Raw genomic sequence first — 16,489 nt, forward strand, 5'->3', positions numbered from 1 at the left:
CCGTCCGGTTCGCGCCGGGCGGGGCCTTCGCATTTGCGGCGTTAACGATTGCCGCCGCCTCCGTCGGGTTGGGGGACGCGAGCGACACGATTAAACCTTGCTTCGGCTTGCGCGACCATCCGCTCCTCGCTCTCGACGCTCTTGCGCAATTGGTCGTCCAGCTCCCCGAACGCTCGATCAAATACAATCGCGGCGACCTGCCCATCGGCTGCTGGGCGAATTGCGCCTCGCCCTCGAGGCAAGGACCGGCGCGATGCTGACCCCGCAAGCCTTCGTCTTCATCTCAAGCCCGAATGCGGTGACGCCGTATCACTTCGATCCGGAGCATAATATTCTGCTCCAGCTCGAAGGGACCAAGGCGATGACCTAGTTCCCCTCCGGCGACACGCGCTTCGCGCCCGATACTGTGCACGAGGCCTATCACACCGGCGGCCCGCGCGAACTGACGTGGAGCGACGACATGCTGGCCCACGGCACCGAGTTCGCCCTGTCGCCCGGCAATGCGCTGTTCGTGCCCGTCATGGCGCCGCACTTCGTGCGCAACGGCCCGGCGTCCTCGATCAGCCTGTCGATCACCTGGCGGAGCGAGTGGAGCTATGCCGAAAGCGAGGCGCGCGCTTTCAACGCCGTGCTGCGCCGGATCGGCCTGCGCCCCGCAGCACCGGGCCGCTGGCCGCATGCCAACCGCGCCAGGTCGCTCGGCTGGAAGGTGTTGCGAAAGGCGCGCTTGACCCGATAGGCCCGCCCCGCCATCGCAGCGCGCGATGACGGACAGTACTCCTCCCCAAGAGCTCGTGGCGCGGCTGATGCGCCTATTCACGCTGACCGACGAAGGCGACGACGTTTTCACCGCACCGCGAAAGGGCGACGGCATCGGCCGCGTCTTCGGCGGGCAGGTGATCGCGCAGGCGCTCGCCGCAGCGGAAAGCACCGTGGCGGAAGATCGCCACGCCCACTCGCTCCACGCATATTTCCTGCGCGGCGGCAGCGAAGAGCACGACATCACGCTGAAGGTCGACCGCCAGTTCGACGGCGGCAGCTTCTCCAACCGCCGCGTCGTCGCCCTGCAACCGGGCGGCGAGAACGGCGAATTGCGCCCGATCCTGAACCTGGCGGCGAGTTTCCAGAAACAGCAGACCGGTCTTCACCACCAGTTGCCGCAGATGCCGGACGTGCCGGGGCCGGACGGGCTGGAAAGCGAAGACGCCGCGCGCCGCGCGATCGCGGAAAAGGTCGACGGCCCGTTCAAGCGGATCCTGTTGCAGGAACGCCCGATCGAGATCCGTCCGGTCGGCGAACGGCACTGGGAGCGCACCGGCCCCGCCGAGCCGGTCCAGCATGCGTGGTTCCGCGTGAAGGCCTCGCTACCCGACGATCCGCGCCTCCACCGCGCCGCGCTCGCCTGGCTCTCGGACATGCAGCTGCTCGGCACCAGCGCCCTGCCCCACGGCCTAAGCTGGGCACGCGGCGAGCTGAAAAGCGCCAGCCTCGACCACGCGATCTGGTTCCACGAACCCTTCCGCGCCGACGAATGGCTGCTCTATTCGACCGACAGCCCCTGGACCGGCGGGTCGCGCGGCTTCAACCGCGGTAGCATCTTCGCCGCCGACGGAAGACTGGTCGCCAGCGTCGCGCAAGAGGGCATGATCCGGGATGCGCGGGGATAATCCTCACCCTCCAGCGTGGTAGAAATCGTAAACCTTCCGCGCCACGCCTTCGCTGATGCCGGGGGTGCGCATCAGGTCTTCGAGGCTGGCGGCGCGGACTTTTCCGGCGGTGCCGAAATTCAGCAGCAGGGCACGCTTTCGTGACGGGCCGATGCCGGGGATTTCGTCGAGCGGCGATGCGCTGATCGCGCGGCTGCGTTTGGCGCGGTGGGCGCCGATGGCGAAGCGGTGGACCTCGTCGCGCAGGGTCTGCAGGAAGAACAGCACCGGCGAATTCGTCGGCAGCGTCTTTTCCCGCCCGTCGGGGAAATGGAAGACCTCGCGCCCCTCGCGCCCGTGGTGCGGGCCCTTGGCAATACCTACAACTGCCACACGGTCGGCGATGCCCAGCTCCTCCAGCACGGCCATTACGCTCGAGACCTGCCCCTTGCCGCCGTCGATCAGCAGCAAGTCGGGCCAGATCGTCTCGTGGCTGTTCGCCTTGCCTTCCTCGCCGTCCGGGTTCTCCGCAAGGTTGCGGAAGCGTCTCCGCATCACCTCGCGCATCATGCCGAAATCGTCGTTCGTTTGCGCGGTCTTGATGTTGAACTTGCGGTACTGTCTTTTCTCCAGCCCTTCCGGCGAAGCGACGACCATCGCGCCCAGCGCCTTGTCGCCCTGGATATGGCTGTTGTCATAGATTTCGACGCGCTGGGGGGCCTCTTCCAGTTCGAGGAATTCGGCCATTTCGCGCCAGGTCTTCGCCCGCGTGCCGCTTTCCGCCAGCCGCCGGTCGAGCGCTTCCACCGCGTTGCGCTGCGCCTGTTCCATCAGCCGCCGCCGGTCGCCGCGCTGGGGCACGCTGATGTCCACCTTGTGTCCGGCACTGGCGCAGAATGCCTCGGCCAGAAGCTCGCTTTCTTCCAGTGCCCGGTCGACGAGAATGGTGCGCGGCGGGGGCACCTCTTCGTAGAACTGGGTCAGCACGTCGGCCAGTACTTCGGCAAGGTCTATGTCGCCGGTGTTGCGGGGGAAGAAGGCCCGGTGTCCCCAGTTCTGCCCGCCGCGAATGAAGAAGGCCTGCACCGCGATGCTGCCGCCCTTCTCCGCCAGCGCGAAGACGTCGGCATCGCCCACGCCCGCCGCATTCACCGCCTGCGACCCCTGGATGAAGGTCGCCGCGCGCAGCCGGTCGCGCAGCAGGGCGGCGGTTTCGAAGTCCAGGTCCTGCGCCGCCTTCGCCATCTGCGTTTCGATCTTGGCCTGCACCTTGCCCGACTTGCCGGCGAGGAAGTCTTTCGCCTCGCCCACCAGCTCGGCATAGCCCGCCTCGTCGATCCGGCCGACGCAGGGCGCGCTGCAGCGCTTGATCTGGTAAAGCAGGCACGGCCGGTCGCGGTTATTGAAGAAGCTGTCGGTGCAGCTGCGCAGCAGGAACAGTTTTTGCAGTGCATTCAGCGTCTTGTTGACCGAGCCTGCGCTTGCGAAGGGGCCGTAGTAATTGCCCTTCGCCCGGCGCGCGCCGCGATGCTTCATGATGCGCGGGAAATCGTGGTCGGCGCGCAGCAGGATGAAAGGGAAGCTCTTGTCGTCGCGCAGCAGCACGTTGAACGGCGGGCGGAAGCGCTTGATGAACTGCGCCTCCAGTAACAGCGCCTCCGCTTCGGAATTGGTGGTGACGATTTCCATCGCCCGCGTCTGGCCGATCATGCGGACGAGGCGGTTGGATAGCCCCTTGGGCTGGGTGTAGTTCGCCACCCGCGCCTTCAGGCTGCGCGCCTTGCCGACATAGAGGACGTCGCCCCGCGCATCGAGCATGCGGTAGACGCCGGGCTTCGGTTTCAGCGTCTTCACCACCTCGCGGATCGCCTTGACCCCGGTTTCCAGGTCGGGCTTCGCGCCCGCGACGGTGTAGGTCGCGCGTTCCTCGTTGAACCGTTCCTTGCCACGCGGATCGTGGGGAGAGCCTGCCGGGGTGCGCGCCATCGCGCCTATATAGGCGGTGTCGCCGCCCCGTCACCACCGCGCGCAATTTCCTTGCCTTAATCGACAATTTACGCAGCCGTAGCAGCGTGGAAGCGCAGCGGCAGTTTCGCCGCCGGATGGGAGTTTTCCATGCCCGCATCTCGCCTTGCGGCCGCCGCCTGCGCCGCCGCGGCGCTCGCCACCCCGGCCGCCGCGATGGCGGAAAACTGGTGGTACGTCACCGACGACGGGTCGACGATCGGCTATATCGATGTCGACAGCGTTTCCGGATCGCAGGCCAACCGCGCCGCGCTGATCCTGATCGCCCAGGACAAGGGATCCGGTCTGGAATTCATGGAAGCGGAGATCATCCTCCATTGCGACACGCGCGAATGGAAGCTGTATTCGATGACCGTGATCGACGGATACGGCAGCGTGGTTGCATCCGAAGTGCTCGACCTGCCGCCCGAGCCCATTCGCGATGGATCTCCCGGCGCCGACTACGAAGCCTACATGTGCGATGGCGACAAGTCCGGCATGGCCGACATTGGCGATCCCTATGCGAAATCCGCCGAACTGATGGGCTGATCGCCGCCCAGGCGTCGCGGAGGTCGACAAACCGGCCTGCGCTTCCCATCTAGGGCGAATGACACAGCTTTCCGTCCTCGACCTCGTCCCCATCCGCGAAGGCGGCACCTTGCCACAAGCCTACGCCGCTGCCGCTTCGCTCGCACAGGTGGCGGAGGATGCGGGGTACAAGCGGTTCTGGGTAGCGGAACACCATGCGATGGAAGGTATCGCGGGCGGCGCGGCCAGCGTCGTGCTGGCGCATGTCGGCCACGCCACCCGCACCATCCGTATCGGTTCGGGCGGGATCATGCTGCCCAACCACAACCCCTTCGTTATAGCGGAGCAGTTCGGCACGCTGGACGCGCTGTTCCCGGGCCGGATCGACCTGGGCCTGGGCCGGGCGCCGGGCGCGGACGGGCGGATCCAGCATGCCTTTCGCAAGAACCTGGGCCAGGCGGCACAGGATTTCCCGCAGGACGTGCAGGAATTGCGCGCCTATTTCGCCGGCCATCCCGACATCGGCCTGCGCCCGACGCCGGGTTTCGGTGCCGATATCGAGATGTGGATGCTGGGCAGCAGCCTGTTCGGCGCGCAGCTCGCCGCGGCGCTCGGCTTGCCCTATGCCTTCGCCGCCCACTTCGCGCCCGACCACCTGGACGAGGCGCTGGCGGTCTATCGCCGCAATTTCCAGCCGTCCGAGACGCTGGACAGGCCGCACGTGATGGTGGCGATGAATGTATTCGCGGCCGAAACCGACGAGGCCGCGCAGACGCTCTCGACCAGCCAGCTGCAGTCCTTCGTCCGCCTGCGCACCGGCACACCGGGCAAGCTGGCACCGCCGATTGCGAATTATCGCGACACGCTCGATCCCATGGCGCGGCGGATGCTCGACCATGTGAGCCAGGCGAGCGCCGTCGGCAGCCCCGCCACGGTGCGTGAACAGGTCGAGACTTTCGCCCGGCGCACGCAGGCGGACGAGATTATCGTCGCCGGCGCGACCTACGATCCTGAAGCACGCGAAGTATCGCTCAGGCTGACGGCCGAAGCACTGGGCGCTTTCGAACCGGCGTGAGCGCCCGCTACGACGCGATCGTGCTTGGCGCGGGCGCGGCCGGGCTGATGTGCGCCGCACGCGCCGGCCAGCGGGGCAAGCGCGTGCTGGTGCTCGAGAAATCCGACCGGCCGGGAAAGAAAATCCTGATTTCCGGCGGCGGGCGGTGCAATTTCACAAATTGGGGCGCGGGACCGGCGAACTATCTTTCCGCCAATCCGCATTTCGCGAAGTCGGCACTCGCCCGTTACACTGCGCAAGACTTCGTCGAGCTCGTCGAAAGCTACGGCATCGCCTATCACGAAAAGACGCTCGGCCAGTTGTTCTGCGACGGGCGCGCGCAGGCGATCGTCGACATGCTGCTGGCCGAATGCGCCAAGGGCGAAGTCGAAATCAGCTGCGGCGAAGAAGTGTCCGGGGTCGCCCACGGGGACGGTTTCACGGTCACCACCGGGGCGGCGAGCTATCGTGCGGACAAGCTCGTGATAGCCACCGGCGGGCCGTCCATCCCGAAAATGGGCGCGACCGGCATCGCCTATGACCTTGCGCGCCAGTTCGGCCTCAAGGTGGTCGAGCCGCGCCCTGCCCTCGTCCCGCTGACGCTGGGGGGCGAAGACGTTTTGTTCCGCGACCTTTCCGGCGTATCCGCCGACGTGGAAGCGCGCGCGGGCAAGGCCGCGTTCCGCGAGGCGGCGCTGTTCACCCACCGTGGCCTCAGCGGCCCTGCGATCCTGCAGGCAAGCAGCTATTGGAAACATGGCGAGCCGGTGACCGTGAACCTGCTGCCGGACCATGCCGAGGGTTGGCTGCTGAAAGCGAAACGCGCCCAGCCCCGCGCGACGCTGCGCAGCCTGCTGCGCGACGCGCTGCCGCAGCGCCTGGCCGATACTCTGGCGGAGCGGCTGGGGATCGAGGGCGATCTGGGCAACACCGGCGACAAGGCCTTGCGCGCCGCAGAGGACCGCCTGCGCCGCTGGACCTTCCTCCCCAACGGCACCGAAGGCTTCGCGAAGGCGGAGGTGACCGCCGGGGGCATCTCCACCGCCGAGCTCTCCTCGCAGACGATGGAAGCGAAGAAGCTCCCCGGCCTGTACGCCATCGGCGAAGCGGTAGACGTCACCGGCTGGCTCGGCGGGTACAATTTCCAGTGGGCGTGGGCCAGCGGTGTCGCGGCGGGCGAGGCGCTGTAAGACACGGATACCCGCGCCTTTGACGGGAGCGGCAAGTTGACCGCGACCCTCCCTTTGCTAGCATTCCCATGACCCGCGCAAAGCGGGCGACCACAGGAGAGGCTACCCGCGCTCAAGTAGCGAAGCGGTAGCGCGAAAGGACACACATGCGCCAATTGCAGGGCATGGACGCCAGTTTCGTGGCGATGGAAACGCCGACATCGCCGATGCACATCGGCTCCATCCTCATTTACAACCCTGCCACCGCGCCCGGCGGCTTCGTCCGTTTCAAGGATATCCTCGCCTTTTTCGAAAGCCGGATGCAGCTGTCGCGCACGATCCGCCAGCGCATGGTCCGCGTGCCGTTCGACCTCGATTATCCGTACTGGATCGAGGACCCGAATTTCGACCTCGAATACCACGTCCGCCACATCGCCTTGCCCAAGCCGGGCGACTGGCGGCAATTGTGCATCCAGGCCGCACGCATCTTCGCCCGCCAGCTCGACCTGACGCGCCCGCCGTGGGAATTCACGGTGGTGGAAGGGCTCGACGGGGTCGAAGGCGTGCCCAAGGGCAGCTATGCGATGGTGACGAAGGTCCACCACGCCGCTATCGACGGGATGAGCGGCGTCGACCTGCTGGAAGCGATGCACACGCTGGTTCCCGACGCACCGCCGCCGGAAACGCCCGACACGTGGAAACCGGAAAAGATACCCAGCCCCGCCGAATTGCTCGCCAAGAGCTATGTCGGGGCGATCACCAATCCGATGAAGCAGCTGGAAGTCGCCGCAAAGGCAATGCCGGGCATGGCCAATGCGCTGAAAGGCGCGGTGCAGAAGGACTTCAAGCTGGAGCGCGACCTGATCCCACCCGGCACCCGCTTCAACCGCAAGATTTCCGCCAGCCGCGTTGTCGAGGGGATCAGCGTGCCGCTGGCCGACATCAAGGCGATCCGCGCGCTTGCGCCGGGGAGCAAGGTCAACGACGTCTTCCTCGCCATCGTCGGCGGGGCCCTGCGCCGTTACTTGCTTGCAAAGGGCGATTTGCCCAAGCGGACGATGACGGCGATGGCGCCGATCTCCGTCCGCGCGAAGGACGAGAAAGGCGACATGGGCAACCAGGTCGCCGCCATGATCGCACCGCTCGGCACGCATATCGAAGACCCGGTGGAGCGGCTGCAATACTGCCACGCGCAAACGGTCAATTCCAAGGCGATGACCGACGCGATGGGCGCGCGCAACATGACCGAGATCAGCAAGGTGTCCCCCGCCCTGTTCATGGCGCTGGGCGCGCGGCTCTACACCCAGCTGGGCCTCGCAAACCGGGTGAAGATGCCGTACAATACGGTGGTCACGAACGTGCCGGGCCCGCCGGTGCCGATCTATTCGAGCGGGGCGAAGCTCGAAAGCCAGATGGGCCTCATCTGCCTCGCCGACGGGCTCGGCCTCGCCCACACGGTCCAATCCTATGTCGACGAGGCGACGATCGCCTTCACCGCCTGCCGCGACCTGCTACCCGATCCCGAATTCTATGCCGGCTGCATCCGCGAGAGTTTCGAGGAACTGCGCGACCTTGCCGCGAGTAGCGGTGAAGCAGAGGCAGATGGGAAGCCCGCAAGGAAGGCTCCGGCGAAGAAGAAGCCTGCCGCCAGGAAAGCGGCAGCGAAGAAGCCCGCAGCGAAGAAAAAGGCGCCGGCGAAAGAGCCGCGCGCGAAGAAAGGGACGCAAACCGCATGACCGCCACTACGATGACCGAAGAGATTTCCGCGCGTCCGCCGAGCCCGCTGTTCGCGCTGACCGAACCGGCCCGCGCGATGTTCGAAGTCGCCAGTTTCTACGCCATGCGCCCGTTCTATTCCGCCCTTCCGTCGGGCGACGGGCACGGGGTGCTGGTGCTGCCGGGCTTCATGGCGAGCGATTTTTCCACCGCCCCGCTGCGCCGCCTGCTGGTGGACCTGGGCTACGACGCCGCCGGCTGGGACCTCGGCCGCAACGTCCGCGTGGACAATGCGCGGGTCGAGGCGATGAGCGGCTGCCTCGATGCGCTCTACCGGCGCAACGAAGGGCGCAAGGTCTCGATCGTCGGCTGGAGCCTGGGCGGCGTATTCGCGCGCGAACTGGCCAAGATGCACCCGGACAAGGTCCGCAGCGTCATCAGCATGGGCAGCCCGATCAGCGACGACCGCGGTCATTCCAACGCCGCGCGCCTTTTCGAGATGCTCAACGGCAAGGAGCCGGAGCCGCTGCGCAACGGTCGCTTCACCGGGCTGGACAAGGCGCCGCCGGTGCCGACCACCTCGATCCTGACCAAGAGCGACGGCGTGGTCCACTGGCGCGGATCGGTGCAGAAGCCGGAAAAGGACACCGAGAATATCGAGGTCGTTGCCAGCCACATCGGCCTCGGCGTCAACCCGGCGGCGATCTATGCCATCGCCGACCGGCTGGCCCAGCCCGAAGGCGAATGGAAGCCGTTCGCGCCGGAAGGCATCCCGGCCATGTTCTTCCCGAAAACGATCAACTGATCAGAAGAACAGCTTGCGGAATTCGATTCCGACATAGCTGCCGACCGGATCGACCAGGAACGGCTGGTAGGCGATGGGCACATCGCCATTGCCATCCGTGACGCGGCGACGCGTGTCGAAGATGTTGTCCGCCCGCAGGGAAACCCGCGCGCCCTTCCAGATGCCTTCGTTGTCGATGACTTCGCCGAGATCCGCGAACAGCCGTACGTCGAAAGTGGCAAGATCGCCGAAGAACAGGTCGGTCGAACCCGGCGCGCCGGTGCCGAGCACGGTGCTCGCACCCGAATAGCGGCCCGACAGTCGCAAGCCGAGGCCATCGCGGAACGCGCCTGCCTCCAAAGAGGCGGACCCGCGCGGATTGCCGCTGCTGTCGACCGCATCGCCATCCAGCAGGTCGAGCAGCGGGCCGCCTTCCGCAATCAGGATCTCGTTCGTCAGCTCGTAATTGTAGGTGAGGTTGACGAAATACCGCCCGCGCCCGTCGCCGCCGCCGAACATGCCGCCACCGCGTCGGCCGCCGCCGCCGCCGCCACGCTGGCCGCCACCTTGTCCGGCGCCCGATGCCTGCTGCCCGCCGCCCGTCTCGCGGCTGCAGATCATGGTGCGGAACTGCGCCACGCGTTCGAAATCGACCGTGCCGTCGTCCTTGCGGAACCGTGCGAGGAAGCCTGCCGCCTGCTGCGGGTCGAAGCCTTCGCCCATCTCGGCGATCGCGGCCTCGTCACCGTCCACCGCGGCCACGACGCGGCGGATGAAATCCATTCCGTCTTCGGCACAAACTTTCGTGCGGAATTCCATGAAGCGGACGCGCTGTTCCTCGCTCATTCCGGGAGGCCCGCCAGCGCCGCCCGGCCCGCCACCAGGCCGGGCGCCTTCGGGACGGTCGGAGCCCTCGCCCGCAGCGGCAGGCCTTCCGCCGGCGCCTTCGGGCTGGCCGCCCTGCGGCCGCGCTTCGCCGAAGCTGCCGCGCACGGTCAGACCGACGGCAAGCCGGCTCGCATCCTGCCGCGCATAGGTGACCGGACGGCTGTCGAGCGCCACCAGCTCGCCGAATGCGTTGCGTTGGACACGGCCGGGAAACGCCGCCTCGATCTCCGGCGTCAGGAAGGGGAAGGACGCGGTGACATTGCGCGAGGAATTGTCGAAGTACTCGACGTTCAAGCGCGCATCGTCCCAGAACCACGGCTGCCAGTTGGCGCTGAATTTCCAGTCGCGCTGGGTCTCCGCCAGAAGGTCGGGATTGCCGCCGCTGGTCACCGTGACGAGCGAGGTCGTGTTGTTCGCGAAATCATAGACCGGCACGTTGAACGTATCGACTTGCGCCGCGCCCAGCTGGGTCAGGCCGGGGGCCTGCTCGGCATAGGTGTAGCTCGCGCCCAGCGTCAGGTTCTCGAAAATGCCCCACGTCAGGCCGGCGTTGTAATCGCCCAGCGTGCCGAAGTCGGAGACATCCTCCACCCCGGCGGACAAGTTGAGCGCCAGATCGCCCAGTGCGCCCCACGCATAATCGCGCTCCGCAATCGGGATGGTCACGTTGACGCCCGCGTTGAGATTGCGGCGCGACAGGTCGGTGTCGCGCGCGGTCCGGCTGTCCTGGCTTTCGACGCGGGTCCAGTCGCCGCCCAGGTCGAAGGTCGTCGAAACCTCGCCGGCCGGCAGTACCAGCGGCGTGCCGCGGAAGGTCGCCTTGCTGGCCAGCCCGGTCGATTGCGTCCGGCTGTTCGCCACGGCTGGCGCCAGCGGCTCGTCGGCATCGAAGCGCAGGTCGATATCGCTTTCGCTTTCCGCCCGGCTGATATCCATTGTCAGAGCGGTGTCCCAGTCGCCGAGCAGGGTATTAAGCGCGCCGCCGTAAGACAGCGTATCGCTGCGGGTGCGGCGGTCGAGCGGGTCGACGGTGCCATCCGCCTCCACCAGCCGGACCCCCGACAAGCTGCGCGATTCGGAGCGTTCGTACGTCGCGTTGCTGCTGAGGGTGGTGATCCCCTCGCCCAATCGCGTCGTGTGGTTGCCGGTCAGCTCGAGAGAGCGCGATTCACCCCGCAACGAACGATAAAGGCCCTGATCCACCCCGGCGGGCAGCGCCGGGTCTTCGACCTGCGCGATGCCGCGTTCGCTTTCGGTCAGGAGCGAACTTTGGTTATATTCAGCATTGAGATTGAGGCGCGACTGGTCGGCCAGCTTCAGATAGGTCAGCTCGGTCTCGCCTGCAGCGAACCCGCCTCTGGTCGGCCCTTCCACCTCCACCTCGATCTCGCGGCTGGAGTAGTTCTCCTTCATGATGAAGTTGATCACGCGCCGGTCGGGCGGGAAGCCGTAACGCTGGGCCACTTCTTCGGGAAGGACCTCGACCTTTTCGATCGCTTCTGGCGGATAGCTGCGGAATTCGCGGAAGGACGATACGCGCAGGCCGTTGACCAGGAAGACCGGCTGCCCGCCGCCACGCCCGCGGGCGGAGCTGGTCTGCGGCGACAGTTGCTGGACGAGATCGGCGATCGAGCTGGCGCCGTAGGCAGCGATATCCGCCTCGTCCAGTTCGATGATCGGCGCTTCGGGTGCGTTGATCTGGCCGCGCAGCGACCGCCCGATGACGAGGATTTCGTCGCCCTCCACCGGCGCTTCCGTATCGGGAGCATCGACGTCTTGGGCGACAGGAGACGGCGCATCCTGCGCAGCGGCGACGGCGGGCAGGGCAAACAGGGAAACGGCGATCGCGCCGAGCGAGGGGGTCCAGAATGTCATGGCAGCGCTAGTGGGTCCGGCATGGTCGGCAAACAAGCCGCAAAGTGTATCAATCGTTGCCAATCTTCGACGAGCGACTTGGTTGCATGGCTGCGGCCGCCTTGTCGCCGCATGAACTGTGGCTTGGCGGAGCTCTGGAACGGTCCGATCCCCTCGCCGCTTCCCTTTTTGCTCTGCGCCCGCTAAAGGCCCCCGCGCGGCGGGAATTTCCCCGCAACCTGCATTGAAATCTGAAGAAAGCGACCGAACCGGATCATGGCCAAAGAAGAACTCCTCGAAATGCGCGGGAAAGTGACCGAACTTCTCCCCAACGCCATGTTTCGGGTGGAGCTGGAAAACGGCCACATGATAATCGGCCACACCGCCGGCAAGATGCGCAAGAACCGCATCCGCGTGCTGACGGGCGACGATGTGCTGGTGGAACTGACGCCCTACGACCTGACCAAGGGGCGCATCACCTATCGCTTCATGCCCGGGCGCGGCGGCCCCGGCCCGCAGTCGGCCCCGCCGGCCTGACCACCCGGCCCGGGTACTGCCGAAACACCGTGGCCGATACTCCGCAGCTGATCCTCGCTTCGGCCAGCCCGCGCCGGCTCGACCTGCTCGCACAGATCGGGGTCATGCCCGACGCCGTGCGCCCCGCCGATATCGACGAGACCCCGCAGGATGCCGAACTGCCGCGCGACTATGCGCAGCGGATGGCGCGCGAAAAGGCGCAGGCGGCAGCAGATGACGGCGCGCTGGTGCTGGCGGGCGACACGGTGGTCGCGGCCGGACGGCGCATCCTGCCCAAGACAGAGGACGAGGCCGAGGCGCAGCGTTGCCTTGCGCTGCTGTCGGGCCGCCGGCACCGGGTCCTGTCCGCCATCGCCCTGCGAGCGCCAGACGGCACCTTGCGCCACAAGCTCAGCGAAACGGCGGTGCGGTTCAAGCGCCTGTCCGATGCCGAAATCGATGGCTACATCGCCAGCGGCGAATGGCGCGGCAAGGCGGGCGGTTATGCCATCCAGGGCCGGGCGGCGGGGCTGATCGACTGGATCCAGGGCAGCTATTCCGGCGTGGTCGGCTTGCCGCTTTACGAAACGCGCATCCTCCTCGAAGCCGCGGGCTACCGGCTTGGCTGACCGGCCCGGGAACGAATGGCAGGTGGAGGAAGGGATCGGCGAACATCGCGCGATCCTGTGCCGGGGCGGAGAAATCGTGGCAGCGCGGATCGACTGGCCGGGAAAACTCGCCGCCGGCCAGGTGGAGGACGCGGTCCTCGTCTCGCGCGCAAAAGGCAGCAGCCGAGGCACCGCCCGCTTTGCAAGCGGCGAGGAAGCGCTGGTCGACCGCCTGCCCAAGCACGCGCGGGAAGGCGCCGCCGTCCGGCTCGAAATCCATCGCCCCGCCCTGCGCGAGCAGGGCCGCAGCAAGATGGCGCAGGCCCGCCCGACATCCGCCGACCCCCGCCCTGCCCCGACGCTGGCCGAAGCCCTGCGCGCCGGGGGCCATGCCGTGCGCGTCGTGCATCGCTTCACGGAAGGCGAGTGGAATGCGCTGTGGCTCGACGCATGGCACGGCCGGACCGAGTTTGTGGGCGGCGAGCTCGCCTTTTTCCCAACGCCCGCGATGACGCTGGTCGATGTCGACGGCACGGCCGACCCGCGCAATTTGGCGCTGGCGGCAGCAGAGGCGCTCGGCAGCGCCATTGCGCGCTTCGACCTTGCCGGCTCCATCGGGATCGACTTCCCCACGCTTCAGGCCAAGGCCGACCGCAAGGCCGTGGATGACGCGTTGCAAAGCGCCCTCGATGGCTGGTCGCACGAACGCACCGCCATGAACGGCTTTGGCTTCGTCCAGTTGGTCGCCCGGCTCGAGCGCGCCTCCCTCCTCCACCGCATCGCCGGCCGGCGCACGGCCGCGGCTGCGCGCGCACTGCTGCGCCATGGCGAGGCGGTGGCGGAGCCGGGCGAATTGCTCCTGACCTGCCATCCGGGCGTCGGCGCGGCCCTGCGGGACGATTGGCTGGAAGAACTTGCCCGCCGCAGCGGACGCAAGGTGCGGATAGCGACACGCGGCGACCTTGCGCTCGAAGCCGGATTCGCGCAGGCGGTGCAGCCATGACGCCGGCCGCTCCGCCACGACCCAAGCCCTGCCCGATGTGCAAAAAGCCCCGCAGCGAGGAATTCAGCCCGTTCTGCTCGGCGCGCTGCCGCGACCTCGACCTCGCCAAGTGGTTCGGCGAAGGCTATTCGATGCCCGGCGAACCCGCCAATCCGGACGACCTGGCGCACGAGGATTAGGTCGCCCGGCGCCGCGATCGGGGCGCAGCGCGATTTACCCCGCTTGCTCCCCAAATAGCCCTTGCCATCGCCCCGCGCCTTCGCCATAGGCGGCGCTCATTCGCCCAGCCGCCCACCCGGGCCGCTGCCGGACGATATGCCCAAGTAGCTCAGTTGGTAGAGCATACGACTGAAAATCGTAGTGTCGGTGGTTCGATCCCGCCCTTGGGCACCATTTTCCTGTCTTTTTATAAACTTGCCTGATGCCTTGCAAAGGGCCGCGGCCCGCTGAAAGGGGCACGGGACGAACTTCGGGCAGGGCGAGGCAAGAAGATGAAGTACCGGGCAGAGATCGACGGTCTCCGGGCGTGGGCTGTCCTGCCGGTCATCCTCTTCCATGCCGGCTTCGGCCTTTTCAAGGGTGGCTACGTCGGTGTCGACATATTCTTTGTCATCAGTGGGTATCTGATCACGACCATCCTGGTCGATGATATCGAGAAAGAACGCTTCAGCATCGCCCATTTCTACGAGCGACGCGCGAGGCGCATCCTGCCGGCGCTGACACTTGTCGTACTGGCCTGTGTGCCCGCGGCGTGGGCGCTCATGCTGCCCGGTCAGCTTGACGACTTCGCGCAGAGCATCGTCGCCGCAAGCCTCTTTGTCTCGAACATCCTGTTCTGGATGGAAGCGGATTATTTCGACACGGCAGTGGAGGAAAAGCCGCTGCTCCACACGGGCACCATACTGTCGAAGGCGCCAAGTTTTCCGGCAAACGGGTCGACGAAGTGGACTGGTTCGCTTTTTGAGGAAATCAGGCGCGCCGGAGCAGGCGTCGCAGGATGGTTCGGGGAAGCAGGCCAAGCGCGCTATAACCGATCCCTTTCCCGGTAATAGTCTCGCTCTTGAAGCGCTGTGTCCATTCCGCGTTTCGGGAGCCCCCCTGTTTCCTGGTCGCAGGCGTTTGCGGAAGCGCGGCCTGGTCGATCGCAATCCCCGCAGATTCCGCCAGGCTTGAAACGGTTGACGGTATGTCGGCTTGAAATTCCGCCAAACGGATGGATCGGTTTGGGAGGGAGTTGCGGGCCAAAAATTCAGACCAGGCCGCGTTATCGGCGATGATCTCGCGTAAGCACCGCAAGATCAGCGCCTCGTCATATCGCGCTTCACGGCCGTTGCCGCTCATCCCGCTGATCCATTCGCCGGTCTGGACGGCAATCGAATAGGAGACGGCTTGCGCTGCGAGATCATCGCGGACGAGATGCACCGCGTACGTATCGCCGAGCAAGGCAAACAGCCCTTGCAGGTCGGGAAACGCGCGCAAATGGGAATTGTGGATCTTGATACCGAACACGCCATTCGGCCCGGTCCGGTGAGCGATAATATCGCGAACGATTTCCATCGCATCCGACATGCCCGACCGACGGCCCCAAAGGGCGAGGTGCGAGGGATGAAGATATTCCAGCGGTAGTCCGAAGGCACCGCTGGCATGCAGCGTGCGACCAACGAGATGGCTTCCGGATCGACCGGTCGACGCAATGACGAAGGTCTTTCGATGTTCGGTCGCCGGATAGTCCAGCTCGCGCGCAAACTGGTCGCGCTGTGAAACGAGCATTCGCTCTTGCTCGGTGGATGAAGCGTTCATGAGAGCCACAAGTCCGCGGGAAAGGCGTTCAGCAGACCTTCCTGCAACGGTCCAAGGTTTGGTAGTGGGGGCGGATTTACAGTGCGCGCCGCAACGTAATCAGGCGCAACAGGAAAATCCGTCCGCCCGGTCGATTCGTAATAGTCGCAATATTTGTCGAGCGATTCCGCCGATCGATGGTGCACGAATACCGCCGGGACGCCGTATGCCTCCGCCAGGATGATGCCGTGCAGCGATCCGGACAGGACGACATCGGACGCCAGAATGGCATCGACGAAGGCGGCGAAATCATCCCCCACGGTTTGGAGAACGCGGTCGGACCGGTCGAAACGGGTCGGATCGCTTCGCTGCGGAATGATCAGCGGGCCCAGCTTCTTCTCGGCCGCCGGCCTTTCGAGCAACAGGGGAAGCAGGATGCCCGGGTCGCCGACCGTGTCGGGCGTTTCGATACCTTTGCTGCGAAGCAACTCGATTGTTCGGGGGCCGCGAACGGCCCGCACGTCAAGCTTTTCGAAATTGTACGCATCGTCGGGCTTCGTTCCATTGAATCCCGTGCCCCAGATCGTGTCGCCATCGCGGGCTTTCTCGAGGACGGAACCGAGAGCGAGCAACCGGTTTCGCGGGGCGCCGGTCGGCGCTGTTGCCAACTTGTCGAGACAACGGCCCACGATAAACGGAGAAAGTGCATCGCCCAGGTTCAAGGGTTGCGGGAAAATCTTGAACCGCTTCGGACGGTACCAGTAAACATTGGAAAGATCGTACATACGGGGCCCTTCGACGATAGCCGTGGCCCTCTATGCACTCAGACGCTCCGACGCAACCGCGCGAAGGAAGCCGAAGCTTGAAAGCGGCAGGCGACGAGCCTAAGGAGCCGCAGTCAGACGCCCTACCTATTCTACCTATCAGAACAGAAGGTCCG

Annotated in this window: 15 protein-coding genes, 1 tRNA gene and 1 pseudogene; 13 read left to right on the plus strand and 4 right to left on the minus strand. The window is 66.0% G+C overall.

The features are described from left to right. The first annotated feature begins 68 nt into the window (after positions 1–68). Both QQW98_RS01245 and QQW98_RS01250 read left to right on the plus strand, forming a co-directional pair. Positions 69–739: pseudogene (locus QQW98_RS01245) on the plus strand (cupin-like domain-containing protein). A gap of 25 nt (positions 740–764) precedes the next feature. After that, the gene (locus tag QQW98_RS01250) at positions 765–1,667 is read left to right on the plus strand and encodes an acyl-CoA thioesterase (protein WP_290135759.1); all 903 of its coding nucleotides are present in this window, start codon (positions 765–767) and stop codon (positions 1,665–1,667) included. A gap of 3 nt (positions 1,668–1,670) precedes the next feature. On the opposite strand, the gene uvrC is transcribed toward QQW98_RS01250, so the two are convergent. Beyond that, positions 1,671–3,632: an excinuclease ABC subunit UvrC gene (gene uvrC, locus QQW98_RS01255; RefSeq protein ID WP_290135760.1), complete on the minus strand. Its 1,962-nt coding sequence runs from the start codon at positions 3,630–3,632 to the stop codon at positions 1,671–1,673. A gap of 129 nt (positions 3,633–3,761) precedes the next feature. Between uvrC and QQW98_RS01260 the strand changes: the two genes are divergently transcribed. From QQW98_RS01260 to QQW98_RS01280, 5 genes are all read left to right on the plus strand, one after another. After that, positions 3,762–4,199 carry a hypothetical protein gene (locus QQW98_RS01260; RefSeq protein WP_290135761.1) on the plus strand — a complete coding sequence of 146 codons (438 nt, stop codon included), beginning with the start codon at positions 3,762–3,764 and terminating at the stop codon, positions 4,197–4,199. 58 nt (positions 4,200–4,257) lie between these two features. After that, complete coding sequence (locus tag QQW98_RS01265; RefSeq protein ID WP_290135762.1) at positions 4,258–5,253, plus strand: LLM class flavin-dependent oxidoreductase; 996 nt, start codon at positions 4,258–4,260, stop codon at positions 5,251–5,253. Positions 5,254–5,300: 47 nt separating this feature from the next. Next, positions 5,301–6,422, plus strand: a complete 1,122-nt coding sequence (locus QQW98_RS01270; protein WP_404800881.1) for a BaiN/RdsA family NAD(P)/FAD-dependent oxidoreductase — start codon at positions 5,301–5,303, stop codon at positions 6,420–6,422. A gap of 146 nt (positions 6,423–6,568) precedes the next feature. Further along, positions 6,569–8,137 carry a WS/DGAT/MGAT family O-acyltransferase gene (locus QQW98_RS01275; RefSeq protein ID WP_290135764.1) on the plus strand — a complete coding sequence of 523 codons (1,569 nt, stop codon included), beginning with the start codon at positions 6,569–6,571 and terminating at the stop codon, positions 8,135–8,137. Beyond that, positions 8,134–8,922 carry an esterase/lipase family protein gene (locus QQW98_RS01280; protein ID WP_290135765.1) on the plus strand — a complete coding sequence of 263 codons (789 nt, stop codon included), beginning with the start codon at positions 8,134–8,136 and terminating at the stop codon, positions 8,920–8,922. The genes QQW98_RS01275 and QQW98_RS01280 overlap by 4 nt, the downstream gene beginning before the upstream one ends. Here QQW98_RS01280 and QQW98_RS01285 read toward each other — a convergent pair whose 3' ends face one another. Next, entirely contained in the window at positions 8,923–11,664 is a 2,742-nt protein-coding gene (locus QQW98_RS01285) for a TonB-dependent receptor plug domain-containing protein (protein WP_290135766.1), read from the minus strand. Between the two features lie 255 nt (positions 11,665–11,919). Between QQW98_RS01285 and infA the strand changes: the two genes are divergently transcribed. From infA to QQW98_RS01315, 6 genes are all read left to right on the plus strand, one after another. Continuing rightward, positions 11,920–12,180: a translation initiation factor IF-1 gene (gene infA / locus QQW98_RS01290; protein ID WP_290135767.1), complete on the plus strand. Its 261-nt coding sequence runs from the start codon at positions 11,920–11,922 to the stop codon at positions 12,178–12,180. Between the two features lie 29 nt (positions 12,181–12,209). Then, the gene (locus QQW98_RS01295) at positions 12,210–12,788 is read left to right on the plus strand and encodes a Maf family protein (protein WP_290135768.1); all 579 of its coding nucleotides are present in this window, start codon (positions 12,210–12,212) and stop codon (positions 12,786–12,788) included. After that, the gene (locus QQW98_RS01300) at positions 12,781–13,770 is read left to right on the plus strand and encodes an Rne/Rng family ribonuclease (RefSeq protein WP_290135769.1); all 990 of its coding nucleotides are present in this window, start codon (positions 12,781–12,783) and stop codon (positions 13,768–13,770) included. The genes QQW98_RS01295 and QQW98_RS01300 overlap by 8 nt, the downstream gene beginning before the upstream one ends. Positions 13,771–13,805: 35 nt before the next feature. Further along, the gene (locus QQW98_RS01305; RefSeq protein WP_319023294.1) at positions 13,806–13,949 is read left to right on the plus strand and encodes a DNA gyrase inhibitor YacG; all 144 of its coding nucleotides are present in this window, start codon (positions 13,806–13,808) and stop codon (positions 13,947–13,949) included. A 138-nt stretch (positions 13,950–14,087) separates the two neighbouring features. Beyond that, positions 14,088–14,163, plus strand: a tRNA-Phe gene (locus QQW98_RS01310). Between the two features lie 98 nt (positions 14,164–14,261). Further along, entirely contained in the window at positions 14,262–14,819 is a 558-nt protein-coding gene (locus tag QQW98_RS01315) for an acyltransferase family protein (RefSeq protein WP_290135771.1), read from the plus strand. Here the strand turns inward: QQW98_RS01315 and QQW98_RS01320 are convergent. Continuing rightward, a complete protein-coding gene (locus QQW98_RS01320) occupies positions 14,740–15,570 on the minus strand; it encodes a Stf0 family sulfotransferase (protein ID WP_290135772.1) in 831 nt (276 codons plus the stop codon). The genes QQW98_RS01315 and QQW98_RS01320 overlap by 80 nt on opposite strands. Continuing rightward, the gene (locus tag QQW98_RS01325) at positions 15,567–16,334 is read right to left on the minus strand and encodes a polysaccharide pyruvyl transferase family protein (RefSeq protein WP_290135773.1); all 768 of its coding nucleotides are present in this window, start codon (positions 16,332–16,334) and stop codon (positions 15,567–15,569) included. Before QQW98_RS01325 ends, QQW98_RS01320 begins: the two co-directional genes overlap by 4 nt. Positions 16,335–16,489 lie beyond the last annotated feature (155 nt).

This window comes from Alteriqipengyuania flavescens (assembly GCF_030406725.1).
Classification (GTDB): Bacteria; Pseudomonadota; Alphaproteobacteria; order Sphingomonadales; family Sphingomonadaceae; genus Alteriqipengyuania_B; species Alteriqipengyuania_B flavescens.